This window comes from Bdellovibrio sp. GT3 (genome assembly GCF_037996765.1).
GTDB lineage: Bacteria > Bdellovibrionota > Bdellovibrionia > Bdellovibrionales > Bdellovibrionaceae > Bdellovibrio.
Genome location: NZ_JBBNAD010000003.1, coordinates 1 through 19,492 on the forward strand (window position 1 = coordinate 1; position 19,492 = coordinate 19,492).

The 19,492-nt window shown below is 45.0% G+C and carries 22 protein-coding genes and 1 tRNA gene; 13 read left to right on the top strand and 10 right to left on the bottom strand.

The features are described 5' to 3' along the window. Positions 1 to 148: 148 nt before the first annotated feature. From AAAA73_RS01120 to AAAA73_RS01135, 4 genes are all read left to right on the top strand, one after another. The gene (locus AAAA73_RS01120) at positions 149 to 1,306 is read left to right on the top strand and encodes a hypothetical protein (protein WP_340596302.1); all 1,158 of its coding nucleotides are present in this window, start codon (positions 149 to 151) and stop codon (positions 1,304 to 1,306) included. Continuing rightward, positions 1,290 to 2,114: a hypothetical protein gene (locus tag AAAA73_RS01125; RefSeq protein WP_340596303.1), complete on the top strand. Its 825-nt coding sequence runs from the start codon at positions 1,290 to 1,292 to the stop codon at positions 2,112 to 2,114. Before AAAA73_RS01120 ends, AAAA73_RS01125 begins: the two co-directional genes overlap by 17 nt. A 50-nt stretch (positions 2,115 to 2,164) precedes the next feature. Continuing rightward, positions 2,165 to 2,407 carry a hypothetical protein gene (locus AAAA73_RS01130; RefSeq protein ID WP_340596304.1) on the top strand — a complete coding sequence of 81 codons (243 nt, stop codon included), beginning with the start codon at positions 2,165 to 2,167 and terminating at the stop codon, positions 2,405 to 2,407. 82 nt (positions 2,408 to 2,489) lie between these two features. After that, a tRNA-Met gene (locus tag AAAA73_RS01135) sits at positions 2,490 to 2,563 on the top strand. Between the two features lie 161 nt (positions 2,564 to 2,724). On the opposite strand, the gene AAAA73_RS01140 is transcribed toward AAAA73_RS01135, so the two are convergent. Continuing rightward, on the bottom strand, positions 2,725 to 3,189 hold the full coding sequence (locus AAAA73_RS01140) for a hypothetical protein (protein ID WP_340596305.1): 465 nt from the start codon (positions 3,187 to 3,189) through the stop codon (positions 2,725 to 2,727). A gap of 140 nt (positions 3,190 to 3,329) precedes the next feature. Between AAAA73_RS01140 and AAAA73_RS01145 the strand changes: the two genes are divergently transcribed. The 4 genes from AAAA73_RS01145 (at position 3,330) to AAAA73_RS01160 (ending at position 8,145) form a co-directional block, all read left to right on the top strand. Then, positions 3,330 to 3,989, top strand: a complete 660-nt coding sequence (locus AAAA73_RS01145) for a TetR/AcrR family transcriptional regulator (protein ID WP_340596306.1) — start codon at positions 3,330 to 3,332, stop codon at positions 3,987 to 3,989. Between the two features lie 106 nt (positions 3,990 to 4,095). Next, positions 4,096 to 5,583, top strand: a complete 1,488-nt coding sequence (locus AAAA73_RS01150) for a hypothetical protein (protein WP_340596307.1) — start codon at positions 4,096 to 4,098, stop codon at positions 5,581 to 5,583. Positions 5,584 to 5,650: 67 nt separating this feature from the next. After that, positions 5,651 to 6,835, top strand: coding sequence for a multidrug effflux MFS transporter (locus AAAA73_RS01155; protein WP_340596309.1), 1,185 nt, complete (start codon positions 5,651 to 5,653; stop codon positions 6,833 to 6,835). 173 nt (positions 6,836 to 7,008) lie between these two features. Beyond that, entirely contained in the window at positions 7,009 to 8,145 is a 1,137-nt protein-coding gene (locus AAAA73_RS01160) for a hypothetical protein (RefSeq protein WP_340596310.1), read from the top strand. 57 nt (positions 8,146 to 8,202) lie between these two features. Here AAAA73_RS01160 and AAAA73_RS17380 read toward each other — a convergent pair whose 3' ends face one another. Beyond that, a complete protein-coding gene (locus tag AAAA73_RS17380; protein ID WP_445292015.1) occupies positions 8,203 to 8,457 on the bottom strand; it encodes a SemiSWEET family sugar transporter in 255 nt (84 codons plus the stop codon). A gap of 166 nt (positions 8,458 to 8,623) precedes the next feature. On the opposite strand from AAAA73_RS17380, the gene AAAA73_RS01165 reads away from it, so the two are divergent. Together AAAA73_RS01165 and AAAA73_RS01170 are read left to right on the top strand one after the other, a co-directional pair. After that, the gene (locus AAAA73_RS01165) at positions 8,624 to 9,391 is read left to right on the top strand and encodes a hypothetical protein (RefSeq protein WP_340596311.1); all 768 of its coding nucleotides are present in this window, start codon (positions 8,624 to 8,626) and stop codon (positions 9,389 to 9,391) included. A gap of 307 nt (positions 9,392 to 9,698) precedes the next feature. After that, the gene (locus AAAA73_RS01170) at positions 9,699 to 9,977 is read left to right on the top strand and encodes a hypothetical protein (RefSeq protein ID WP_340596312.1); all 279 of its coding nucleotides are present in this window, start codon (positions 9,699 to 9,701) and stop codon (positions 9,975 to 9,977) included. Positions 9,978 to 9,983: 6 nt separating this feature from the next. On the opposite strand, the gene AAAA73_RS01175 is transcribed toward AAAA73_RS01170, so the two are convergent. After that, the gene (locus AAAA73_RS01175; RefSeq protein ID WP_340596313.1) at positions 9,984 to 10,148 is read right to left on the bottom strand and encodes a hypothetical protein; all 165 of its coding nucleotides are present in this window, start codon (positions 10,146 to 10,148) and stop codon (positions 9,984 to 9,986) included. A gap of 216 nt (positions 10,149 to 10,364) precedes the next feature. On the opposite strand from AAAA73_RS01175, the gene AAAA73_RS01180 reads away from it, so the two are divergent. Both AAAA73_RS01180 and AAAA73_RS01185 read left to right on the top strand, forming a co-directional pair. Beyond that, positions 10,365 to 10,652 (top strand): hypothetical protein, encoded by a 288-nt coding sequence (locus AAAA73_RS01180; RefSeq protein WP_340596314.1) that lies wholly within the window; start codon positions 10,365 to 10,367, stop codon positions 10,650 to 10,652. A gap of 163 nt (positions 10,653 to 10,815) precedes the next feature. Next, a complete protein-coding gene (locus tag AAAA73_RS01185) occupies positions 10,816 to 12,084 on the top strand; it encodes a phosphoribosylglycinamide synthetase C domain-containing protein (RefSeq protein WP_340596315.1) in 1,269 nt (422 codons plus the stop codon). 7 nt (positions 12,085 to 12,091) lie between these two features. Here the strand turns inward: AAAA73_RS01185 and AAAA73_RS01190 are convergent, their stop codons facing one another. The 3 genes from AAAA73_RS01190 to AAAA73_RS01200 all read right to left on the bottom strand — a co-directional run bounded on the left by AAAA73_RS01190 (position 12,092) and on the right by AAAA73_RS01200 (position 15,810). Further along, entirely contained in the window at positions 12,092 to 13,723 is a 1,632-nt protein-coding gene (locus AAAA73_RS01190; RefSeq protein WP_340596316.1) for a response regulator, read from the bottom strand. 152 nt (positions 13,724 to 13,875) lie between these two features. Then, positions 13,876 to 14,793 (bottom strand): hypothetical protein, encoded by a 918-nt coding sequence (locus AAAA73_RS01195; RefSeq protein WP_340596317.1) that lies wholly within the window; start codon positions 14,791 to 14,793, stop codon positions 13,876 to 13,878. Between the two features lie 156 nt (positions 14,794 to 14,949). Further along, on the bottom strand, positions 14,950 to 15,810 hold the full coding sequence (locus AAAA73_RS01200; protein ID WP_340596318.1) for a S1 family peptidase: 861 nt from the start codon (positions 15,808 to 15,810) through the stop codon (positions 14,950 to 14,952). A gap of 145 nt (positions 15,811 to 15,955) precedes the next feature. Here AAAA73_RS01200 and AAAA73_RS01205 point away from each other — a divergent pair, with 145 nt between their 5' ends. Continuing rightward, the gene (locus tag AAAA73_RS01205; protein ID WP_340596319.1) at positions 15,956 to 16,468 is read left to right on the top strand and encodes a hypothetical protein; all 513 of its coding nucleotides are present in this window, start codon (positions 15,956 to 15,958) and stop codon (positions 16,466 to 16,468) included. Positions 16,469 to 16,471: 3 nt separating this feature from the next. Here the strand turns inward: AAAA73_RS01205 and AAAA73_RS01210 are convergent, their stop codons facing one another. The 4 genes from AAAA73_RS01210 to rnk all read right to left on the bottom strand — a co-directional run bounded on the left by AAAA73_RS01210 (position 16,472) and on the right by rnk (position 19,252). Further along, positions 16,472 to 16,930 (bottom strand): helicase, encoded by a 459-nt coding sequence (locus AAAA73_RS01210; protein WP_340596320.1) that lies wholly within the window; start codon positions 16,928 to 16,930, stop codon positions 16,472 to 16,474. A gap of 41 nt (positions 16,931 to 16,971) precedes the next feature. Next, positions 16,972 to 18,546, bottom strand: a complete 1,575-nt coding sequence (locus AAAA73_RS01215; RefSeq protein WP_340596321.1) for a hypothetical protein — start codon at positions 18,544 to 18,546, stop codon at positions 16,972 to 16,974. Between the two features lie 53 nt (positions 18,547 to 18,599). Continuing rightward, positions 18,600 to 18,773 carry a hypothetical protein gene (locus tag AAAA73_RS01220; RefSeq protein WP_340596322.1) on the bottom strand — a complete coding sequence of 58 codons (174 nt, stop codon included), beginning with the start codon at positions 18,771 to 18,773 and terminating at the stop codon, positions 18,600 to 18,602. Between the two features lie 95 nt (positions 18,774 to 18,868). After that, on the bottom strand, positions 18,869 to 19,252 hold the full coding sequence (rnk, locus tag AAAA73_RS01225; RefSeq protein ID WP_340596323.1) for a nucleoside diphosphate kinase regulator: 384 nt from the start codon (positions 19,250 to 19,252) through the stop codon (positions 18,869 to 18,871). Positions 19,253 to 19,492 lie beyond the last annotated feature (240 nt).

The window sequence follows — 19,492 nt, forward strand, 5'->3', positions numbered from 1 at the left end:
ACAAGCAATTTACTGAATCGCTCCTGTACTCAGTCAAATTGAAGGAAATTGGCCCAATCAAAGTTGGCGATAGAGTTGTTATTGAGGGACGTGCTTATGAATTTGAGGGAAGAAGAGGCTTCAGCAATGCAAAGGTAACGAGGCTCGCATGATTTATCTAAAAACAGTAATTGAGATGAATTGGGACAAATTTATCGCATGGGGACGGCAAGATCCGTCCCGTGCCTCCGTGTACGTCGCTATTTTTATAACTTTTCTGATCGCTGTGATTTCGTATTTGCGAAACAATTTAGCGAATAGAAATGTCTATACGCTTGAAACATTGAAAAGAAATGGTTTCGCAAATGATCATACCGAAATTAGAAGATCGTGGAGCAATGGTGCTTATATTTTTAAACCAAACAAAACGAGCATGAGCTTCTCAGATAATCTTGCGTTGCTTTCCGAGCTATTTAATGACGACAAGTTTGTTGGTGTTAGATTTGAAAAAAAATCTATAATCTTTGAAAAAGCAAACTTCAGTGGAAAAGGAATATTCAAATTCAAAAGAACGAGTTTTTTATTCTCGGACCAGAATGGAAAGCAGTTTGAGCCTGAAGATCATACTTTGATTTTGATGGTTCGCTCAGGTGGAGGCAAAACATCCTTCCTTAGAGCCTACATTCTGGCATTCTTGGAAAAACATAGAAATGGTGAGGTAGTCATTTCTGATCCTCATGGATCATTTGCATCATTGTCTGAAGTGGCGGGCATTAACATTTTTGATTCTGGTACTATGGAAGGAAAAAAGAGGCTTCTCGAAAAAATCAAAGAAGGAAGAGAATACCAGCGTTCGATTAATCTAGGCCATTACGAAACTCTTGGGGAGGCATGGCGTGCTGACGATGTGAATCTTAAAGGAAAGAAGCCATGGCTCTTCGTTGTTGATGAGATGCTTGAGTCATTTTCAACTGCCTCCTCAAAAGATGAGGCCTATCAGTTAAACCAAGATCTAATTAAGAATCTCCAACATCTGGTAACCTCCGCACGAAAGTATCAGCAGTATATCTTGGTTGCGACGCAAGCAAATTTAGTGAGTCAGCTTCAGATTCATCAAAATTTGTTTCATGCAGCGGTTTTTGGCCACATGAACGAAGACACCACTTCATTAAAAGGTCTTCCATTGAATCTACCAGTGTTAAAACGACTGGGTGTCTTCTATTATACAAGCAAATTTGTCGGCGCACGTTTTATAAAAGTACGATTTGTTTCAAAAAACGAATTGAATGAAAAGGCCAGGCAGGTGAAAAGTGATAAGACTAGTTGATCTTCCAGCGATCGATACGCTTGAGCTGCGAATTCCTTTTGAAAAACCATTTTTTTCATACGACTGGGAAAGGAAAAATAAGCATGAACTCATCCTTGAAGAAGTATTTACACTTTTTAAGCTATCTGAAGCCAACTGTTTGGGGCGTTACAGGCAGATTTATGTTCGCGGTGGCGTGAATGTCGAAATAAATCACAATTCTATAAAAATTCTTTTAAAGGGGGAGTTCTTCTTGAAGGTTACAGCTTGGGTCGCAATAAGAATGCTTCTTAATAGTGTCGCAAAGCTAAATCTTCATTTTTATCTGACAAGACTGGATATCTGTCGTCATTATCTTGCTGGAAAATGCTCAGCTCCTTTGGATGATTTAAAAAAAGATTATTGGATTCTGAAGACTGGTAACTCTTTTTACCAGCCAGAGCTATATGTTAGAGGAATATCGAAATCTCTTGGGGCTTACTTTAAATCTACTAATTTGGTTATTAGCTGTTACTCCAAATCCCACCAAGTCTCTGAACTTAAGAGAAAGTTAGATCAGACACGAATGAAAGAAGAAAAGAGAGCTAGGTTTAAGAAGCAGATAGCTCAATTTAACGACAAGTTTAAGAGTATAGATGAGGAAATTTACCGAATTGAGTGGAGACTTCTTTCTAAGGCTAAGCTGAGCTTCGCAAATGATTTAATCCAAGCGCATCAGAATGAACTACAGTTTTGCGGTGCTATTCTTCGGACGATCCAAACTTCACATCCAATGAGGGATCAATCTAAGACCCTGAGTAAAAAATATCATCGAATGTTTAAGGAATAATTCAAATGGGAAAACCCCTATTTATCTTTTTCAAGATGAAAGGGGTATTTATGAAAGAGAAAGCCGATGATTTAAAAACGACTATTGTTGATCATTTGATCACAAAGTTTTCAGAAACAATTCTTGTTGAAGAACGTAAGACATTTTTAACTCCACTCCCTGAGAGGATTGCAACTTTGCCGTCGATCCCTGTCGAAAGATTGAGGGAGGAACAGTATCAAATATTCGTGCTATTTGCCGCATGGATATTATCGCAGTCTTCCATACATCCCGACCCAAACAGTGAGTCTTGAAAGAAGTGAGGTCTATTTTGATGCCCTCAAATGGTGCATTTTAAACCAAACATTATAACGCGAAGCAGCTTTTTTAGAAAAAAATATTGAACTTTTGGTTAGAAAAACGGAATCATAATCCGTAGGTCGGCGGTTCAAGTCCGCCTCTCACTACCAAATTTTGTTCATCGGATGCGTTCTGATGGAAGTTTCTCCGGAAATGAGCCTCTGAGAGAAATATCAAACCTGCAGAAATGCGGGTTTTTTTATGCCCATAAAAAAAGCCACTCTTTCGAATGGCTTTTTTTGCGAAATCGCTATTTGTCGCGTCAGTGGAATTACTCAGCGCAAACTGTTTCTTCTAAATTAAGATTTTTAAGAACGATAACAGCATCTGATTCACCGCAAGTGTTGTCGGAAGCAATAGCACCACGTAGAGATTTTGAATTCGCATAAAGACCATTAACCGCGGCAGACAACTCGACCATTCCACCGTCGCATTCAACGATAAAATTTCCCTCGCCAAAGTCAGGAAAGTGAATTGCGATAGTGTTGTATTCCATAGTTGCGGATTTAGCTTTCAAGTTAAATCTTGGTGGAATGAACTCCCCATTTTCATCCAATGATGGAGCTTCTATAGAAGCTTCAATTTTCCATGCATTCTCTGATTTGTTAGTTGTAAGAGATTTAATTGTTGCTTCGCCGCTTTTAGCTCTGAAACACATTTTGTCTTGAGCGAAAGATGTTTGCGCGGACAAAGAAATTGCTACTACTGCGAATCCCAATAACATTGACGTTTTCATACTTTTCTCCTTGCGGGCAAGGCCGCTTTGTTTTTAAGTTGTGGCAAATATATCCGCCCACAGTGCGATGCGCCAAAAATTCTTCAGACCATGTCGAAATAACGTTGTAAGTATCGGTTTTTAGACAATAATTTATATATATGAGAATCCCTAAAGATGACCTGACTTACACCGTTTTTAGTGAAATTTATCTGCGCATGGATGACCCGAAAGGCAAGCGCAAAGCCTTTTTGATTTTGGAAAGCGCCTTGAAGCTTTACGCAAAAAAAGGTTGGGATCAGGTAACAATGCAGATGATCGCGCGTGATACCGATCTTTCAAGAACTGCTTTACTTCACTATTTCAAAGATCCAGCAGAGCTGCGCATTTTTGCGATCAAATATGTGCGCCTTCTTTTTCAACGTTTCGCTATCGACGCGATGTCGAGTGCCAAAACACCTGATAAAATGCTCGAAGCCTATGTTCGTTCGTGTTTTAAGTGGGTGGATTCTTCGCGTTTGCATGCGCAAGTTTGGCTTTCGTTTGTCACCACCTGTGTGAATACCAAACAGAATCGCGCCCTCAATACAGTCGCCGTAGAGGCGGGGAATGATCGTATCGCGGCATTGCTATCGTCGGGAAAAGCTGCGGGCTTTTTTACGTGCGAAAACCCACAATTGGCTGCAACGACTATCCAGGCCCTCATAGCCGGGGGGATGCTTTGCTATGGAACTGAGGACTCTAATGATGAAGGCAAGGGGTTGATCGAAGGCCTCGTCTCCCAGGCCTTTTTTGCAGCTGGAGCGAAGCCTCGCTCTTAAGCCGTCCCAGCACATGCTTTGCAATCTCAAAAGGGCAGAGTCTGCGATAGACTCAAGTGAGGTTAGAGCCATGGCCAGAGCATCATACTGTCGATATATTAGACACGTGGTAAGCGTCCTTACGCTGGTTCTTGCCTGTGCGGCGGACGCCAGTCCTGTTACCTGTGAGAGTGTCTTTGCCTCCTCGATTACTCGACCTGCCAATACCAAGTATCAGCTTCTGTGGAGGAATGCCAGAACGCGTGATTTGCAGCCCCAGGAGATACCGGATGTCCCTGCTTTGACGAGTGAATTGCAACAGCTTCAGCGGTCCATTTTTTCCAAGAAATCAAATTCCAAAGCGAGACTTTTTTTTACAGATCAAACATCCGCGCAGGCCAACATCGAAAGAATTCCCATTTCGAATTACGTAGGCCGCTCCAATGGTTCGGATATTTTTAGCACGACTTACTACGAAAAAACCACGTATCGACGTGGACCTCTTTTTATCGAAAAACACGAAATCAAGGTACATGAGGGTCTTCCGCGGGAAGTTTTGAAAGAGCTCGAAAAATTGTCTGAAGAATACGGCTGGGACAAAGGCGATCTTGGTAGACGCATCTTCAATGATATTTCAAAGACCGGTTCTGTTGGTGAAATGAATTCTAATGAATTGTGGATCGCAATGGATCGGGCCAATATCGCCGGAAAGCAACGTCTTGATGATAGCCTGGGAGACGTTCTTAAGTTTTCTCTAGGTCAATACGAGCGCAGAAATTGGACTCCTGATTTCATCGAGCAGCTAGTCGCTAAAGCGTTTTCTGCTCTTACAAAAACTGACTATGTTGTCGTTAGGGAAGCCAACGAAAATAATACTCCCGGGAAAATTGTTGGGAGTATCGGTTATACTCGCTCAACATATGCTCAGTATCGGTATTTCAATAAAGAAACCAATCGCTGGGAAGAACGTCTGAGTGATCTGGATATCCGCTTCCTGCCGTCGAAATCGTCACCTTTCAGCACCAAGGATTTAGCTTATACAACCAATTTAGAAGTTCTTCCCATGGAGGAATTCTTTGGTCCCCATTACGAGCTTCCGCGCCCTGGTTTGGTAGACTACGTTCATGACGGAAGATCCGCGATTCCTCCAATGGTGGACGATGCTCTAAGAAATTACATGCATGCTGATACAACGAAGCCTTTTGCTATTTATACCGGACAGATTTTTGAGCCAGTGAAATTCGCGATTTCCAAAGGTTCTGGACAACGCCGTGTCGGCTATTCAGCGATATTGTTGGAGCTCTTTAGCAGTGTTTTCAGCTCGGATCGCCCTGCGCAGTTTAATGCTCAGGCACAACGCCTTTACACCTATAATACAGCGGAAGGCGTTGTTATGTACAAGGGTATGGGCTTTAAAGATATGGGCCCCGAGTGGTCGCACGTCGATGCGGAGGGTGTTCAATGGTTTGGTTTGGAGTTGACCCCGCAAAAACTGATCGAAACAATCACCAACCCAGCCTTCATGAAAGGACGGGTAGCCGAAGATTTCGCCAAAGAGTTTGAAGCATCCATCGCCCGAACCTTGGAATCACAAAATCTTACTAGCCCCCGGTGAGCCCCAATGACTTCATCGTGGCTGTTCAGGTCGATTTTTAGCAATTAAATTTCCAACGAGGATTCATGTGAGCGAAAAGACTTTTAATAAAACATCCCTGATCCTTGTGCTTGGTGCCCTTACGGCGTTGGGACCATTCTCGATTGACATGTACTTACCAGCTTTTCCTAAGATGGCAGAAGGCTTGGGCACGACAGTTTCACAAGTGGCCATGTCACTTTCCAGTTATTTTGTCGGCTTAGCTGCTGGACAATTATTTTACGGACCGTTCTTAGATCGTTTCGGCAGAAAAATTCCACTCTATATGGGACTTCTTATTTACATTTTAGCATCCATCGGATGTGCTTTTTCAAAGTCCGTCGAAGCATTAATATTTTTTCGTTTTATCCAAGCGATTGGTGGCTGTGCCGCCGGCGTAACTGCAATGGCAATGGTCCGGGACTATTTTTCTTCTCAAGAAAGCGCCAGGGTCTTATCGCTTCTGATTTTAATTTTAGGTTTATCACCACTCTTAGCGCCGACAGTGGGTGGTCTTTTAGCCACTTACCTGGGTTGGCAGTCTTTGTTTTGGGTGCTTGCGGCCCTGGGTGGTTTTGTATTGTGTTTATCAGTGTTCTTTCTTCCATCAGTTTATGTCCCAAACAAACAGCAATCCTTGCACCCGCTGATGATCGTAAAAAATTATTGGGCAATTCTTAAAAATCCACGTTTTTATACTTACGCTTTGGCCGGAGCCATCGGGTTTTCTGGAATGTTTGCATATCTAGCGGCTTCACCGACGATCTTTATGGAAATATTCAAAGTCAGCGAACAGACTTACGGATTTATTTTTGCGTTGCTGGCGTCAGGGCTAATCGGTGCTTCGCAAGTCAACGTGATTCTTTTAAAGCGTTTTACTAACAGCAAGATCTTACTTGGTGGACTTATCGGAATGGTCAGCATGGGAGCCGCATTTTTTTTAGGAACCTTCTATGGTGCCTTCGGCTTAATAGGGACGTTGGTGGTTTTATTCCTATATCTATCCTGCGTGGGGTTCTCCAATCCAAACGCTGCCTCGTTAGCCCTAGCCCCGTTTGCTAAGAATGCCGGAAGTGCTGCAGCAATGATTGGCTTTTTACAAATGGCTTCAGGTGCGATTGCATCTGTATTGATCGGTGTACTCAAGGCGCAACAAATTTTACCAATTGCGGCCGTGTTCTTAGCAACTTCGTCAGTTGCGTTGTGTGTGCTTTTGTTGGGTCGCCGATCATAGCAACCATCGGGTGCAGAAATTCAACGCCGCAGGGGTTCCACATAAAGAGTAATAAAGAATCTGATCTTCAAATAGCATTTGAAGTCATTTCAAATTTCATCAATTTAATTAATAAAAAGCCCGTCAGATGCCTTAAAAAGTCCTGTCTATACAAAATTATAAAAGGAGTTCATGTGCGTCTTATTTTGTTGGCATTCATGCTGGGATTTTCGATTCAATCAAATGCAGGGTCCATGGCCCTTAAGATCCAATCGGTCGAAGGGTGCCGTCTGGATTTAAAAGGAATTTGGATGTCCACTGATTATGAGTGGTCTTGGGGCGGCGATTGTCCCAACGGTTTGGCGCAAGGAATGAATTGGTTAAGCAGGGTTTCACCCTCAGGAGCGAAAACCAAAGCCTTCGTCGTCCAGATGGTTAACGGCAAAATCGTGGATAAAAGTCTCTATGCACAGTCAACCCATGGATGGCTGATGATGGTGGGCACGCTCGAGCCGGTAGAATGCTTGCAAGGTGATTCACGTTCAGTTGAATGTGACAAAATCAGAAAATTCATTATCGCAAATCCTCCGTTTTCAATGGTTCGTACTCAAGAGGGCTGTCAGCTCTTGAATCCAGAAGTCGTTCCGACGCGGGCTCATCGTTGGAGTGGGCAATGTGTGGATGGTTTGGCACAGGGTTATGGTTATCTAAAAATGACCTACAAGTCAGATCAAAATGCTTCACTGGGCGAGCAATCGATTCTAATGCGATTTCATCAGGGTAAGCCTCTGAACGGAAGCTTTGCACTCGTGGATATTAAATATCCGGATGGTAAGAGGCAGTCTTTCAATAAATACTTTGATTGGCCCATGTATCGGATTAATGACGAAAAAGTCAGTCCTTGTTCGAGTTTCAAGGCATGCCAGGAAGTGATGGCTGCTAAGAGTGCGGGTGGAAAAGATCCAAAGAATTTGATTCCAGCTTCAGAAATGAGACCACCAGGTATTTCAAATAAGGCACCCGGAAAAAATCAGGGCGAGTCTGCTGGCGGCATGTATGGGAAGGGTAAATACAAAGCACCAGTGGTTGCTTGTGAAAATAGCGCCCTCGATCCTGTCCATGATGCGTTTGTGAAGCGCGAAGGACTGAATAAACCGGCTGCGGGAATATGCGATGGGGCAAGAAAAGCCGCAAAGCTCTATGAGTTCTATTTGAACCTTATGGAGGGCAGCTGCTTGAAAAGATATCCACAAGAAGTTGAACGAGCTCGTGAGGATCTGAAGTCGGCGCAAAGAATGGTTACGGAATCTTGTCCAAGTTCTGATTACTAAGCTGGTTCTGTTTCCAACAAAGGAAGGGGCTCGTGAATTGAGCCCCAGTTTTCAAAGCTATTGGTATTTAAATTTAAGAGTGAGAAGTAAAAAGTTAATCGCGATATTTAATGAGTTCGTGATCGTAATTGCCAGATCATCTTTAGCAATTCCATAAATAATCCAAAGAGCAGTTCCAATACTGAGGATGATGTACGTCTTGTATGAGACGTCCTTTCCAGATTTAGTTTTGTAAATCTTTATAACCTGAGGCAAGCCGCAGAGGCTTGTGCAAACTCCGGCTACTAATCCCAGCGCTGTAATGCTTTCCATATCTAATGGTTGCTAGGTCTGTGCATTTCATCAAGCGTTCAGTATTAATTATGACCATTCACCATAAATAGTTAAATGACATCTGTCTTAGGACATTAATACGGCAAAGCAGTTGTAACGGTCAGGAATTCATCCACCATTCACTTAATAGGGAAAGGATGTGTATATGGCCAATATTGATTCATATGAGCATCGTCATCTAGTGTGTTGGCGCTCAGCTCTTGCTGGTGTGGTAATCGGTATCGTTACTATTATTGGATTGTTAGCACTGTCTGTCGCGTTCGGTGGAATTGGTCTGGAGGATGGATCAACAGCCAAAAATGCGGGCGTTTTTGCTGGAGTAAGCATCGTAGTTGCAATGATAGTCGGAAATTTTGCTGGCAGCTACTATTCAGTCCGAATTGCTCGTCGCAAAGTTGATGTGGTTGGTGTGATGCAGGGGCTTTTGGTGGGTGGCATTTGCACGCTTTTAGTTGTGTGTCACGCGATGGCTTCTGTTGCGGCCTTAGGTAAAGTCACTGGCGCAGCTTTAGGCGCCACGGCCGCGGCGGCAGGTGGTATCGCTTCCACTCAAGCTCCCTTAATCCAGGAATTTATTCAAGACAGCCTGGGCAGTAGAAAGCTCGCTTCCGATCCAGAGATGGTTGTAAAAGGACTTTCCTCCCGGTTAATTCGTGGAGATCAGGAAAGTGCAAAAAATTATTTGGCGGCACAAGCGGGGATATCTCCGGAAGAGGCTGATAAAACCATCGTAGTGGTAAAAGAGAAGGTTGATCAGACGTTAGAGGAAGCGAGAAAAGCCGCCGCCACAGCTCTTAAAGCAGTTGGTTGGAGTAGTTTTGTGGCCATCGTCCTTGCGATGATCGCTTCAGTATTGGGCGGTATGATTGGGGCTTTATGTAATGATCGTCGCATGATCGACGTGGTGAAATGAGGAGGTTTCTAATGAAGACGTATAATCCGATTGAAAACTCTAAAGGCGCCATTGGCTGGATTCTACTCTGGGCGCTCGGAATTCCTATTCCTATTCTGATTCTCTTGTTTTTAATTCGTGGTGGAACATAAGAGTTCTCGTTCTAAAATATAAAACTTAATTCTAGTCCTGAAGTGCCTACGAAAGTAGGCATTTCTATTTCCTGATGGTGATTCCACTGTCGAGAGTCATCACATTCTCGATAGGGGATCGGTAGATATAAAGGTACTTTGAGGTACCCAATAAAGGGTTATCAAAAGGAGTTTTTATGCCGAATCAAAATCCACAGTCTAGACCAGATGAGAATCGCAATTCCTCTAATCAAGGTCGTACGGGACAAGATCAGGAGAGAAGAAATTCCTCTCAAGTAAATCCTCAATCTGATCGTGAGAACGACGAGCAAAGACGTTCTGATAAGTCCCGTCTTACGGAGGAAAGAAAAGCTTCAAATTTAAATGAAATTGATGACCAACCGGATGATATGGATTTTGATGAAAAGAATGAGCAAAGAGACGATAAGCGTGGCATGAATAAAGATCGTCATTGATTTGTTTCAGGCTATTGCTGGCAAGGTCTTGATCTCGCCAGCAAACTTTAGCACGAGTGGTTTTGCACAAGTCACGGACGGCACGGCCATGATGGTGCAAAGACTGACAGCAAGAAGTTTTGCGGAAAAACTAGAAAGATTTAAGCCAAGGTTGTTCAAATTCAATTCCATTTCCGATGATCTCTAGTAGGAATTAGAACAAATATACTGCGGGCAATTTGGGCTGACAAAGAGATTTAAATGTTCCACGAACTGTAAAGCGGCAAACATGACTGACGGGAGTTAGTGCTGAAAGTCCGTGAGGAGTGGCTATTTGGGTGGTGCGTCAATGGCTTTCGCGGGGTTTTTTTATGTTCAAAAACCCCGTCGGATGGTAACGGTTTGTCTATGAAAAACTTTAAAACTGAAGCTGCTGAACTTATCAAAAAACACATCAAAGAACTTCAAGCAACAGCTGATGAGCTGGGTGGCGTATTCATCACAGGCATCGACGGCAAAGTAGCTGTGATCGGTGTTGAGAACTCTAAAAAGAAAATCATCTTCCAAACAAGTTTCGTCAGCGACGATGTTAATAAGAATCTTGATGCTCAGGTAGAGTTGCAAGATCTGCTGGAAGAAGATGGCATCGAAGCCATTTCAGAATTCGATTTTAATCTGGCTCTTGAGTCTCACTAATTTCAAAATATAAAGCGGCAGCCAAGCTATAGGCGAGGCTGCACTGCAGAACCGATATCGGTTCTGAGTTGCGTTATTGGCTTCGTAAGGAAGCAAATAATGTAAACCCACAAGGCTTCGTTCGAAGCCTTTTTTTTATTCGAATCCATCCTACAATATAGGAATGAAATTTCTATTTGTGACTCGTTGGTCCTCATTGCATGCATTGGCCTCGCAAATCCTTAAAGAAGGTCACGAAGTCAAATACACGGTCCTGTCTAAAACTGAGAAAGAAGTCGGGGATGGCTTCGTCGATAAAATAGAAAATTGGGAAGAACATAAATCCTGGGCAGATGCGATTATTTTCGATGATTCCGATTTCGGTGACATCTGCGAAAAGCTGCGTAAAGAAGGTCATAAAGTTGTCGGCGGCACCAAATATTCAGATCGCCTGGAATTTGATCGGGAGTTTGGCTCTGAGGAAATGAAGGCCGCAGGGCTTACCAAAATTCCGTCATGGGAGTTCCAGGATTTTGACAGTGCCATTCAGTTCATCAAAGACAATCCAGGACGCTATGTGGTCAAGCCCAGCGGCAAGGCCCAGAATGATAAAGTGCTCTCTTACGTAGGGCAGGAAGAAGACGGCAAAGACGTCGTCACCATCCTTGAACGCTATCGTAAGGGCTGGGGCCGCAAGATTCGCAGTTTTCAAATCCAAAAGTTTGTCTCGGGAGTTGAAGTGGCCGTAGGGGCTTTCTTTAACGGTCGGAAATTCATCCTGCCGGCGCTGATTAACTTTGAACATAAGAAATTAATGAATGGAGATATCGGACCTGCCACCGGAGAAATGGGTACGACCGGATTCTGGGCCTCTGATACGAAAATCTTTCGCGAGACTTTGGCAAAAATGGAATCCCGAATTCAAGGGTATGTGGGATACTTTGATATCAACTGTATAGTTAATGCCCGGGGAGTTTACCCTCTGGAGTTCACGCCACGCTTTGGTTATCCGACGCTGAACTTGCAATTGGAAGGCATACTGTCCAAATGGGGCGAGTTTATGTATGCCCTCGCTGCTGGTCAGGATTTTCAATTGCGCACAAAAAAAGGACTACAGCTTGCAGTCGTGGTTGCAGTGCCGCCTTTTCCATTTTCAGATAACGATACTTTCAGAAAGTTTTCTGAAGATGCCCCGGTCGTATTTAAGAAACCCATTGCAGATGGCGTTTATCCCTGTGAAGTAAAGAAGGTCGACGGTGAGTGGCTGTTGACCGGTACCTCGGGTTACTCGCTGGTGGTCTCGGGGGCGGGTTCCACGATGGATGAGGCTCGCAAAGAGGCTTATTCTAAAATCAAAAACATTCAAATCCCGAATATGTTCTATCGGACCGATATCGGCGAACGCTGGCATCGGGATAGTGATCTTTTGCAGACATGGGGACTGTTAACTTAAGCGCGGTTTATTTTAGGTAAGAGCGAATCGTCTGCACAAGCGCATGAGAGTTTATCGGTTTGGTCACGTGGTCTGCAAAACCCGCCGCAAGGGCTCGGTCGCGGTCCTCTTTCATGGCGTGTGCTGTTAAGGCGATGATCGGGGCTTTAAAGCCTCGGCTGCGCAGCTCTGAAAGGGTGCCAAAGCCATCAAGGCCGGGCATTTGTATATCCATCAGGACAAGGTCATAGTTACGTTGTAAGACTTCCTTGATAGCTTCTTCGCCGCTTTTTACTTCAGTAACATCCAAACCGACGTGAGATAAAATAGTCTGGATCAATTCTTGATTGTCAGGTGAATCGTCAACGGCAAGAACTTTGAAACCTTCAAGCGAAGTATCAGTAATATTTTGCTCATTCTGCGGAGTGCTCGGTTGTGGAAGCGCATTGGTCACCTCTGCCTGGAATGAAAATTCAAAGATACATCCTTTACCGGTGACGCAATTTACGATTCTGACGTCGCCATTCAGTGCATGCGCAAGATTCTTTGAGAGTGCCAGCCCCAGTCCAGTCCCCCCGAAGCGGCGAGTGGATGTGGCATCCGCCTGAGTGAAGGGTTGAAACAAACGGTCACTTTGCTCTTGAGTCATACCAATGCCGGTGTCTTCGATCTGGAAGGTGACTTCTTTCTGGTTGTCAGCTCTTTGGCTGACACGACAAAAGATGCTCACAGATCCCGTCGAAGTGAACTTGACTGCATTGCCGATGAGGTTCAATAAAATCTGCCGGATACGAACTGAATCGCTGATCACAACAAGATCCTTGATTTCCTCAAGGTCGGATTTGATCTGAATGTTTTTGTTTGCGGCTTGATCCGAATACATGCCCAAGACTTCTTCAGTAAGGCTACGAATATTCACCGGTGATTTTTCCAGTTCGAATTTTCCGGCTTCAATTTTGGACAGATCAAGGATGTCATCAATAATGCGAGTCAGTGAAGCCCCATTGCGTTGGATGACCTCGAAGTACTGCTCTCGCTCCTCGGCTTCAAGGTCCTGAGTCCCGATAATTTCAGAAAATCCCAGAATGACTCCCAGGGGAGTGCGAATTTCGTGGGACATGTTTGCCAGAAATGCTGATTTTGCCAGATTTGCATTTTCGGCGGTCATTTTTGCGGCCTGCAGTTCGCGAATGGTTTTTGCGAGGTTTTCCTCTGTGGTGTGATTTCTGATCACCGAAACAGTGGTGTCGAGTATCGTGCACAGCATGCCGGCGATTTCCCCCTTGGCATTGAACAGGGGCGAGTTTCCGTAGGTGTAATAGTTTTCCCGAGGCTTGCCTTCGACTTCGATGTCGAATTGCACATCGGCGGCAAGGACTGTTCCTCCGGTTTCAACTGTTGTGGCAATCTCATCAACTTGGTCCCAAACCTCGGGCCACACATCATGAAGTGGGGAACCCAGTGCTCTGGGGTGGCGATGTTTTAAAATCGGAACATAGGCATCATTATAGAGCACTCGGCGTTCGGGGCCCCAGGTGCAGTACATCCCGACAGGGCAATTAAAAAGAATACGCAAGGAATTGATTAAGCCAAAATCCCAACTCTCAATTGGCCCCAATTCGGTGGACGCCCAATCGAAGTCCAAGGTTCTTTGAACCATCTGACTGGACTTTGTAATTTCACCAAATAAGGTAGATCGATTCTTTGCACCCACATTCAGTTTCTACCTTAAGCGAATGTGCAATGAAAGAATATTTTAGACACATAAAAATAGTGATTGGCACATTGATTGTTGCACAGCACACAACGTTTTTAGAACGAACACGCCAAGCCCACGGACCAACCGCTGACGTTATCTCCAAACATGTAGCGTCCCACTAAGCGGGTTCTGGTTACCCACACGGGATAGGCGCTGGAGTCCAACTCCACCCCGGCTCCGACAGTGGCCAAATAATGAAAGCCCAAAACACCGGTTTGATCGCCCATGTAGTGAGAGCCCGATGTTTCCAGGACATAGCGAAAGGGCTCACCAAGAAGGTGCCAATCAAACATAGGAGCGCGCCAGCGATAGTAGATGTTCGTGGTTTCTGAATCAGAATATCCACTCACAGAACGGCTGCCTCCCATACTTTGTAAATGGATGTATGAATAGCGAAGCTGTAGGTCCACATCGCGGCCCTCCTGGTCGTCATGAAATTCGTAGGCCAGCATCACTGCTCCGCCCATGCCTCCGACCGTCAGGTTGCCATTGTCCAGAAAGTCCCAGTTCTCCATTCCCTTATAGTCGGCAATAACAGAGGCGCCTATCTCTGTATCACTAAAGATCATGCCCAGGGAGAAGTTGAAAATCGGGCGGATCACCCAGCCATCATAGATATTAAAGTCCCAACCCACACCACCTTGAAGAGTTCCGGAGTTCCACTTTAGCGGCACAGAACGAGTCTCCGTGCCATCTGTAGCAATGAATTTGGGATCGTAGCGACTGTAGGCTGCGGCCCCTTCAAGGTAAACCGGTGTGGAGGAGCTGATAGTAAATCCGCCTCCGAATTGAGTCATGGCGATGGCGGGATTGCCTGTCTGAGCGTTGTTCACTGCGAGTGAGCTTGAAGCCAGATCGGGGATAGCAGAAAAAGACATCAACGCCACGATGGAGTTGGCAAGTTGTTGTGGATTAACATCGCGCAGTTGAAACGCGCAGTAAGACTTCGTCGAAAAAAATATGACGGACAAAAGGCAACAAGTAATTTTGATCAATCTAAACGAGAAGCGTGCACCCATGAGGCGATTTTCCCACAATACTTGTTTGTATCATGGGGAGCCGTGAATCAGATTGAATTTGATAATTCTGTGATAAAAAGCAAAAGCCACCTCGCGGGTGGCCTTTTTTTATTTTCCGTATATCGCGTGAACTTCATCGATCCACTTGGCGTAGTAAGCAACCTTCATCGCTGTCGAGCGCCCTTCAGTGCAAGAAACGTGACCCAGGAAGTCTTTAACTCCCGTGACCGAAGACGTGACACCCACCAGGCGGGGCTTGCCATTCACTGTGATAAACTGGCCACCACCGGAGTCACCACTACAAATAAACTGCGTGTTGCCTTTGCTTAAAATATTGTAGCGGTCCTGCATCAAGCCATAAGCGCCGTTCAATTTGATAACGGCTTTGTAGAGGTCACCCGCACTTCCAAAACCCACAGACATGATCTCGCGGGAGTCGCGGTTTTTTCCGTAACCGTAAACATTCAAAAAGCGATTTTGATAGTTCACGTTCATATCACGTTCGATGTCTACGGGCTCAAAGCCCTCTGGAATACCACCGTCAAAGAAGGCCACGGCGATATCATTCAAAAGACCGATTTTGGTTTTGCGATATTCTTTGTGCGTGACCACGTGAGTGCCCTCACGTTTAAGTGATTCGCGGGTTGCGATGCCCTTGTTATTGGCAAAGATGACTTTAAACCCTGCAAGTGTCGGGTTCTTTTTGTCATAGCAGTGCGCCGCTGTCAGAACGCTATGATCACTAAGCAGGGTGGCCGTGCAAATGCTTGTCGCCATACCGATGCTATTTACGGGAAGGAATAGCACAACCCCGCGGGAGCCATCACCAGTTCTGGTGGAGACCTTGGTGCCATTAATGATGGCTGTATCGTTAGCGTTCAGATCAAGGTTGGAAAGGTTGGCGTCGGGTCCGCAAGCGGAGATTAGGCAAGTCATCGTCAGGACAATTAAAACCAGGTGTTTTTTCATGAGGTGGTTATACCTGATGGCCTTATGAAACGGGGGGAAACTCACGACCCTGTATTAATGGAAAGGTATCGTTTGAGTGTCAAAATCTTAGACGAGGTCTGTCAGTGTCTTGCTTGATCCGTGGGTTTCAGATAGCATTTTTAATATGCTAAAAATCAGCTTTAAAAAAATCACCATCTTAGTCAGTGTTCTGCTCCTTCAACCGATCCTAAACCCCGGTTCAGCCGCTTTGGCGCGCAGAAAGTCTCCACCAAAAGCCTATAGCTTCATCGCAGAAGGTGGTAAGGCCTCCCAAGGGGAGTGCGATGGGGAGCGCAAACTGCCAAGATTGAAAAAACTTAAGGAGTACTCCAAAACCAGTTCCTACATGGGGTCTGAATTACAAAAACCTGAAATCAAAGGTAAGGACGGCGAAGAAATGTGGAAGCATTTTTTCAGAGCTAAACCTTCGTGTAACAGTGTCCTTGCAAAAACACCGTCCCGTATTGAAGAGGAAAAGCTGAAAACAGAGAAGCCGGAACTTCCGCCTGAAGAATCTGTGGATTCCGAAGAGGAAGCGGAAAAGGCAGATCAAATTGAGCGCGGAGAGCCAAACGAACCTGCCACACCAGGGGAACCGGAAGGTTCTGAACAGCCAGAAGGCCCGGACGCTGATTAAGGTTTAATCCGGTTTGTGCAGGGATTTGTAAATCAAATCCCAACGTATATTTCGGGATTCATTTTCCACAAAGTAAAGTTCCTGACTGGTCAGGGGCTTGTAACCCCGGTTGTGCTCCCATCCATAGCCCCAGCGAAACTGGGTCGAAAACTGGGGACCACCTCCCAAGCTCACAGCGCGATAATAAATTCTTCCAATAGTTTCAGTGGAGTGACTGGCAATACAGGTGCGAAGAGCCTGATCGGCTTGTTCTTTTTGTTCTGTCGTTCCACCTTGCCAATAAGCGTAGTCATGCTTTACGCAACATTCTAAAAACGCATAAGGTTCGTCATCAATCCCATTGGGACTCATGCTGCAACCATCACTTGTAAATGGACGAATGCCCTCGCGGTAAAAGTAGTCGCGAAAAGACTGACATGAAGTCAGAAGTGTAATGGACAATATTAAAGTGGTTAGTCTCATTTCACTTCATTGAACCGTAAGGTTCAGCGAAAATCCAGAGACTAAAAATATTCTTTCAAAGATTTGAAAATCGAATCCGGCGTCACTTTCGTAACTTTGCTTTCAACCTGAGCCAGGCAGGAAAGACGGCTGAGGTCTTTGATGGCAAAGTACAATTCGTAGTTTTTCACTCCAAGTACTTTGGACTGCTCTTCAGTTTTGGCGGCATCAAAAGCGTAATCGCATTCTTTGGATGCTACAGCCTTTTGCATTTCCGCTTGGTGAACCAACAGATTTTCTGTCAGGATACTTTGCAAAACGGCGGCGCCACGGCGTTCGATTGTCGGGAAGCGAACGCGGGCATCGCCGATAATGTCAAACAATGCCAAAGGTTTATTTTCATCGTCAAAAACCTGACCGTAATTGCGTAGTACTTCCGTGGCCGAGCGAATACTTAAGCATGATAAGAATCCTGCTTTCAATCGTGGATCGCGTAACACGGCAATGTTTTGGCTGAAACAACGGTGGGCGGCGGAAGTGACAAAGTTCTCGTCAGCCTCCAGGTCAAAATGGGCAAAGGAAGTGCCATATTTCAAAGTAAAGTCGCTGGCGCGTGGACAGGAGCCATTAAATTCCATGCCACCATAAACGACATTTTTTACGAAGTCGTACTTCTTCTGACTTACGGATTTCAGACGGTGAGGGGCATAGCGATAGGCGGAGACACTTTCAGCAAAATCCTCGAAAGGATTTGTTTTTGCATAAATTGAAACCTGCTCGGTGCCAGGATGCATTTTCCAATTATCAGCCAGGCGTGGATCGCCTTCCTGTGACTGCCAACCAGAGATCTTTATCCACTCTGGAGACACATCGATGTTGTTCGCATGCATGGAGCTCCAGTTGTGGGCAAACTCGTGATATATGGAGTACTGACGAATAGGTTGCTTTTCCTCATTCCAGATATCAAAGATTTCGATCGAGGCATTGGCAATCACGTTATCCAAGCCCTTATAGCCGAAGCCTCTTTTGAAATGGATCATTTTTTGATTCAAGTCCAATGGCAGTAAGTGTCCGGGAGTTGCTTCAATCGCTTTCATGATGTCGCGAATTTCAGAGGCTCTCCACGAAGCGGCATTGTTCCAGACATAGTGAGAAAGATTTAAGTCGTATTCTGTCAGAAGTAAAAGAATCAGTGGACCTTCTTCCTTGCCGAACAGACGTTGAACTGCGCAGAGCACTTTCTCGCAGCCATTCGGTTTGCCAAAGGCTTTTTTGATTTCGTCGGGCTTCAGTTTGTTACTGCTGAAAATACGGTCATCCGGTGGCGTTACCAATTGCATGAAACGATAAACCAGCTCGGGGTGTTCATTCACGAAACGAATACCAGAGACTTCACTGATTGCAGGCAATTCCAGTTTTGAAATATCAGAATACTTCGCGATGAAGTTTTTCAAATTATTACGGCGAATATGATCCTGATTCAGGCAGGGCGGATGGGCCATTTCGTCTTCTGTTGCGGAATGAAACGGTGCCTGAGCTGGAGTTCTTGAACTCAGCTCTAAGCTGGTAGGAAAAGTTAATGTAAACGCAAAGGCGCAGCTGGAGACAGCAAGACCTAAGCCTAGAATCCGTTTCATGAAGGCTCCTCGTAGAACCCTCTTATCGGAAACGCTGATCCAGGCTTAATGAATTATCGTTCTTTGCGCACGCCTTTGAACGGTTTATTATCCGCTTTTACGTTGATAAATTGTCCCGTCGTCGAATCCCGCTCGACCCAGCGTTCGGTGTGCGAGTTGAACACCTGGCTGCGTTTGCGAACGGCACCTTCTCTGTGATTGTCGCCTTTTTTACCAACTGTAGCCATAACTCCTCCTTATGAGGTTTGTTTCTGGGTATAGGCTATCAGTCTTTCTAAGGCTCCTCAGGAAAGTGCACATTCGCACCGGACTTTGCACGGGCTCAGATTGAACTTTGGGAAACGGCACTTACGCGAATGCGTTTAACTTTACCATCAGCCAGCGGCCAGCTGATTTCCTGACCTACACGCAGACCAATAAGAGCTGCGCCAATGGGAGCCAGGATTGAAACTTTGCCTTCCTCGATATTGGCGTCATTCGGGTAGCACAAGGTAACGGATTGCTCCTTGTGCGCGTCCAGGTCGATGAAGGTCACAGACGAGTTCATTGCGACGACATCTTTGCTGAGGTCTTCATTAGCAACCAGGTGAGCACGGCCTAATTCCTCTTCCAGTTGCTCGGCAACGGAGGCCTTGGCAAAAGAAAGAATGGCTGAAATTTTATGATAGTCATCATGAGTGATAACGAGAGATGGAAGGTTTTCCATAACTAAACTCCTTTGTAGAGTGATTCAATTTTTGGGATTTAATTTTTGAAAATTAAATGACGAAATCAGCCACAGAGGCTGACTCTGCGGCTTAAGAAATAAACTTCAAAACCAATCCACACTGAGGTGGAAGTGTTTTGGAAATAGAATGAGTGCGAACAACTGAGTAAACCATTCCCCTAAGAATAGCAGAGGTCGGCTTTCAATTCAACCATTTGTCAGCCAACAAGGAATTTGTGA

What these genes read in the sequence shown, in the direction of transcription:
- AAAA73_RS01120 (WP_340596302.1), top strand. Translation starts at nt 149, where the DNA reads ATGATTTATCTAAAAACAGTAATTGAGATGAATTGGGACAAATTTATC.
- AAAA73_RS01130 (WP_340596304.1), top strand. Translation starts at nt 2,165, where the DNA reads ATGAAAGAGAAAGCCGATGATTTAAAAACGACTATTGTTGATCATTTG.
- AAAA73_RS01140 (WP_340596305.1), bottom strand. Translation starts at nt 3,189, where the DNA reads ATGAAAACGTCAATGTTATTGGGATTCGCAGTAGTAGCAATTTCTTTG.
- AAAA73_RS01145 (WP_340596306.1), top strand. Translation starts at nt 3,330, where the DNA reads ATGAGAATCCCTAAAGATGACCTGACTTACACCGTTTTTAGTGAAATT.
- AAAA73_RS17380 (WP_445292015.1), bottom strand. Translation starts at nt 8,457, where the DNA reads ATGGAAAGCATTACAGCGCTGGGATTAGTAGCCGGAGTTTGCACAAGC.
- AAAA73_RS01165 (WP_340596311.1), top strand. Translation starts at nt 8,624, where the DNA reads ATGGCCAATATTGATTCATATGAGCATCGTCATCTAGTGTGTTGGCGC.
- AAAA73_RS01170 (WP_340596312.1), top strand. Translation starts at nt 9,699, where the DNA reads ATGCCGAATCAAAATCCACAGTCTAGACCAGATGAGAATCGCAATTCC.
- AAAA73_RS01175 (WP_340596313.1), bottom strand. Translation starts at nt 10,148, where the DNA reads ATGGAATTGAATTTGAACAACCTTGGCTTAAATCTTTCTAGTTTTTCC.
- AAAA73_RS01180 (WP_340596314.1), top strand. Translation starts at nt 10,365, where the DNA reads ATGAAAAACTTTAAAACTGAAGCTGCTGAACTTATCAAAAAACACATC.
- AAAA73_RS01185 (WP_340596315.1), top strand. Translation starts at nt 10,816, where the DNA reads ATGAAATTTCTATTTGTGACTCGTTGGTCCTCATTGCATGCATTGGCC.
- AAAA73_RS01190 (WP_340596316.1), bottom strand. Translation starts at nt 13,723, where the DNA reads ATGGTTCAAAGAACCTTGGACTTCGATTGGGCGTCCACCGAATTGGGG.
- AAAA73_RS01200 (WP_340596318.1), bottom strand. Translation starts at nt 15,810, where the DNA reads ATGAAAAAACACCTGGTTTTAATTGTCCTGACGATGACTTGCCTAATC.
- AAAA73_RS01205 (WP_340596319.1), top strand. Translation starts at nt 15,956, where the DNA reads ATGCTAAAAATCAGCTTTAAAAAAATCACCATCTTAGTCAGTGTTCTG.
- AAAA73_RS01210 (WP_340596320.1), bottom strand. Translation starts at nt 16,930, where the DNA reads ATGAGACTAACCACTTTAATATTGTCCATTACACTTCTGACTTCATGT.
- AAAA73_RS01215 (WP_340596321.1), bottom strand. Translation starts at nt 18,546, where the DNA reads ATGAAACGGATTCTAGGCTTAGGTCTTGCTGTCTCCAGCTGCGCCTTT.
- AAAA73_RS01220 (WP_340596322.1), bottom strand. Translation starts at nt 18,773, where the DNA reads ATGGCTACAGTTGGTAAAAAAGGCGACAATCACAGAGAAGGTGCCGTT.
- rnk (WP_340596323.1), bottom strand. Translation starts at nt 19,252, where the DNA reads ATGGAAAACCTTCCATCTCTCGTTATCACTCATGATGACTATCATAAA.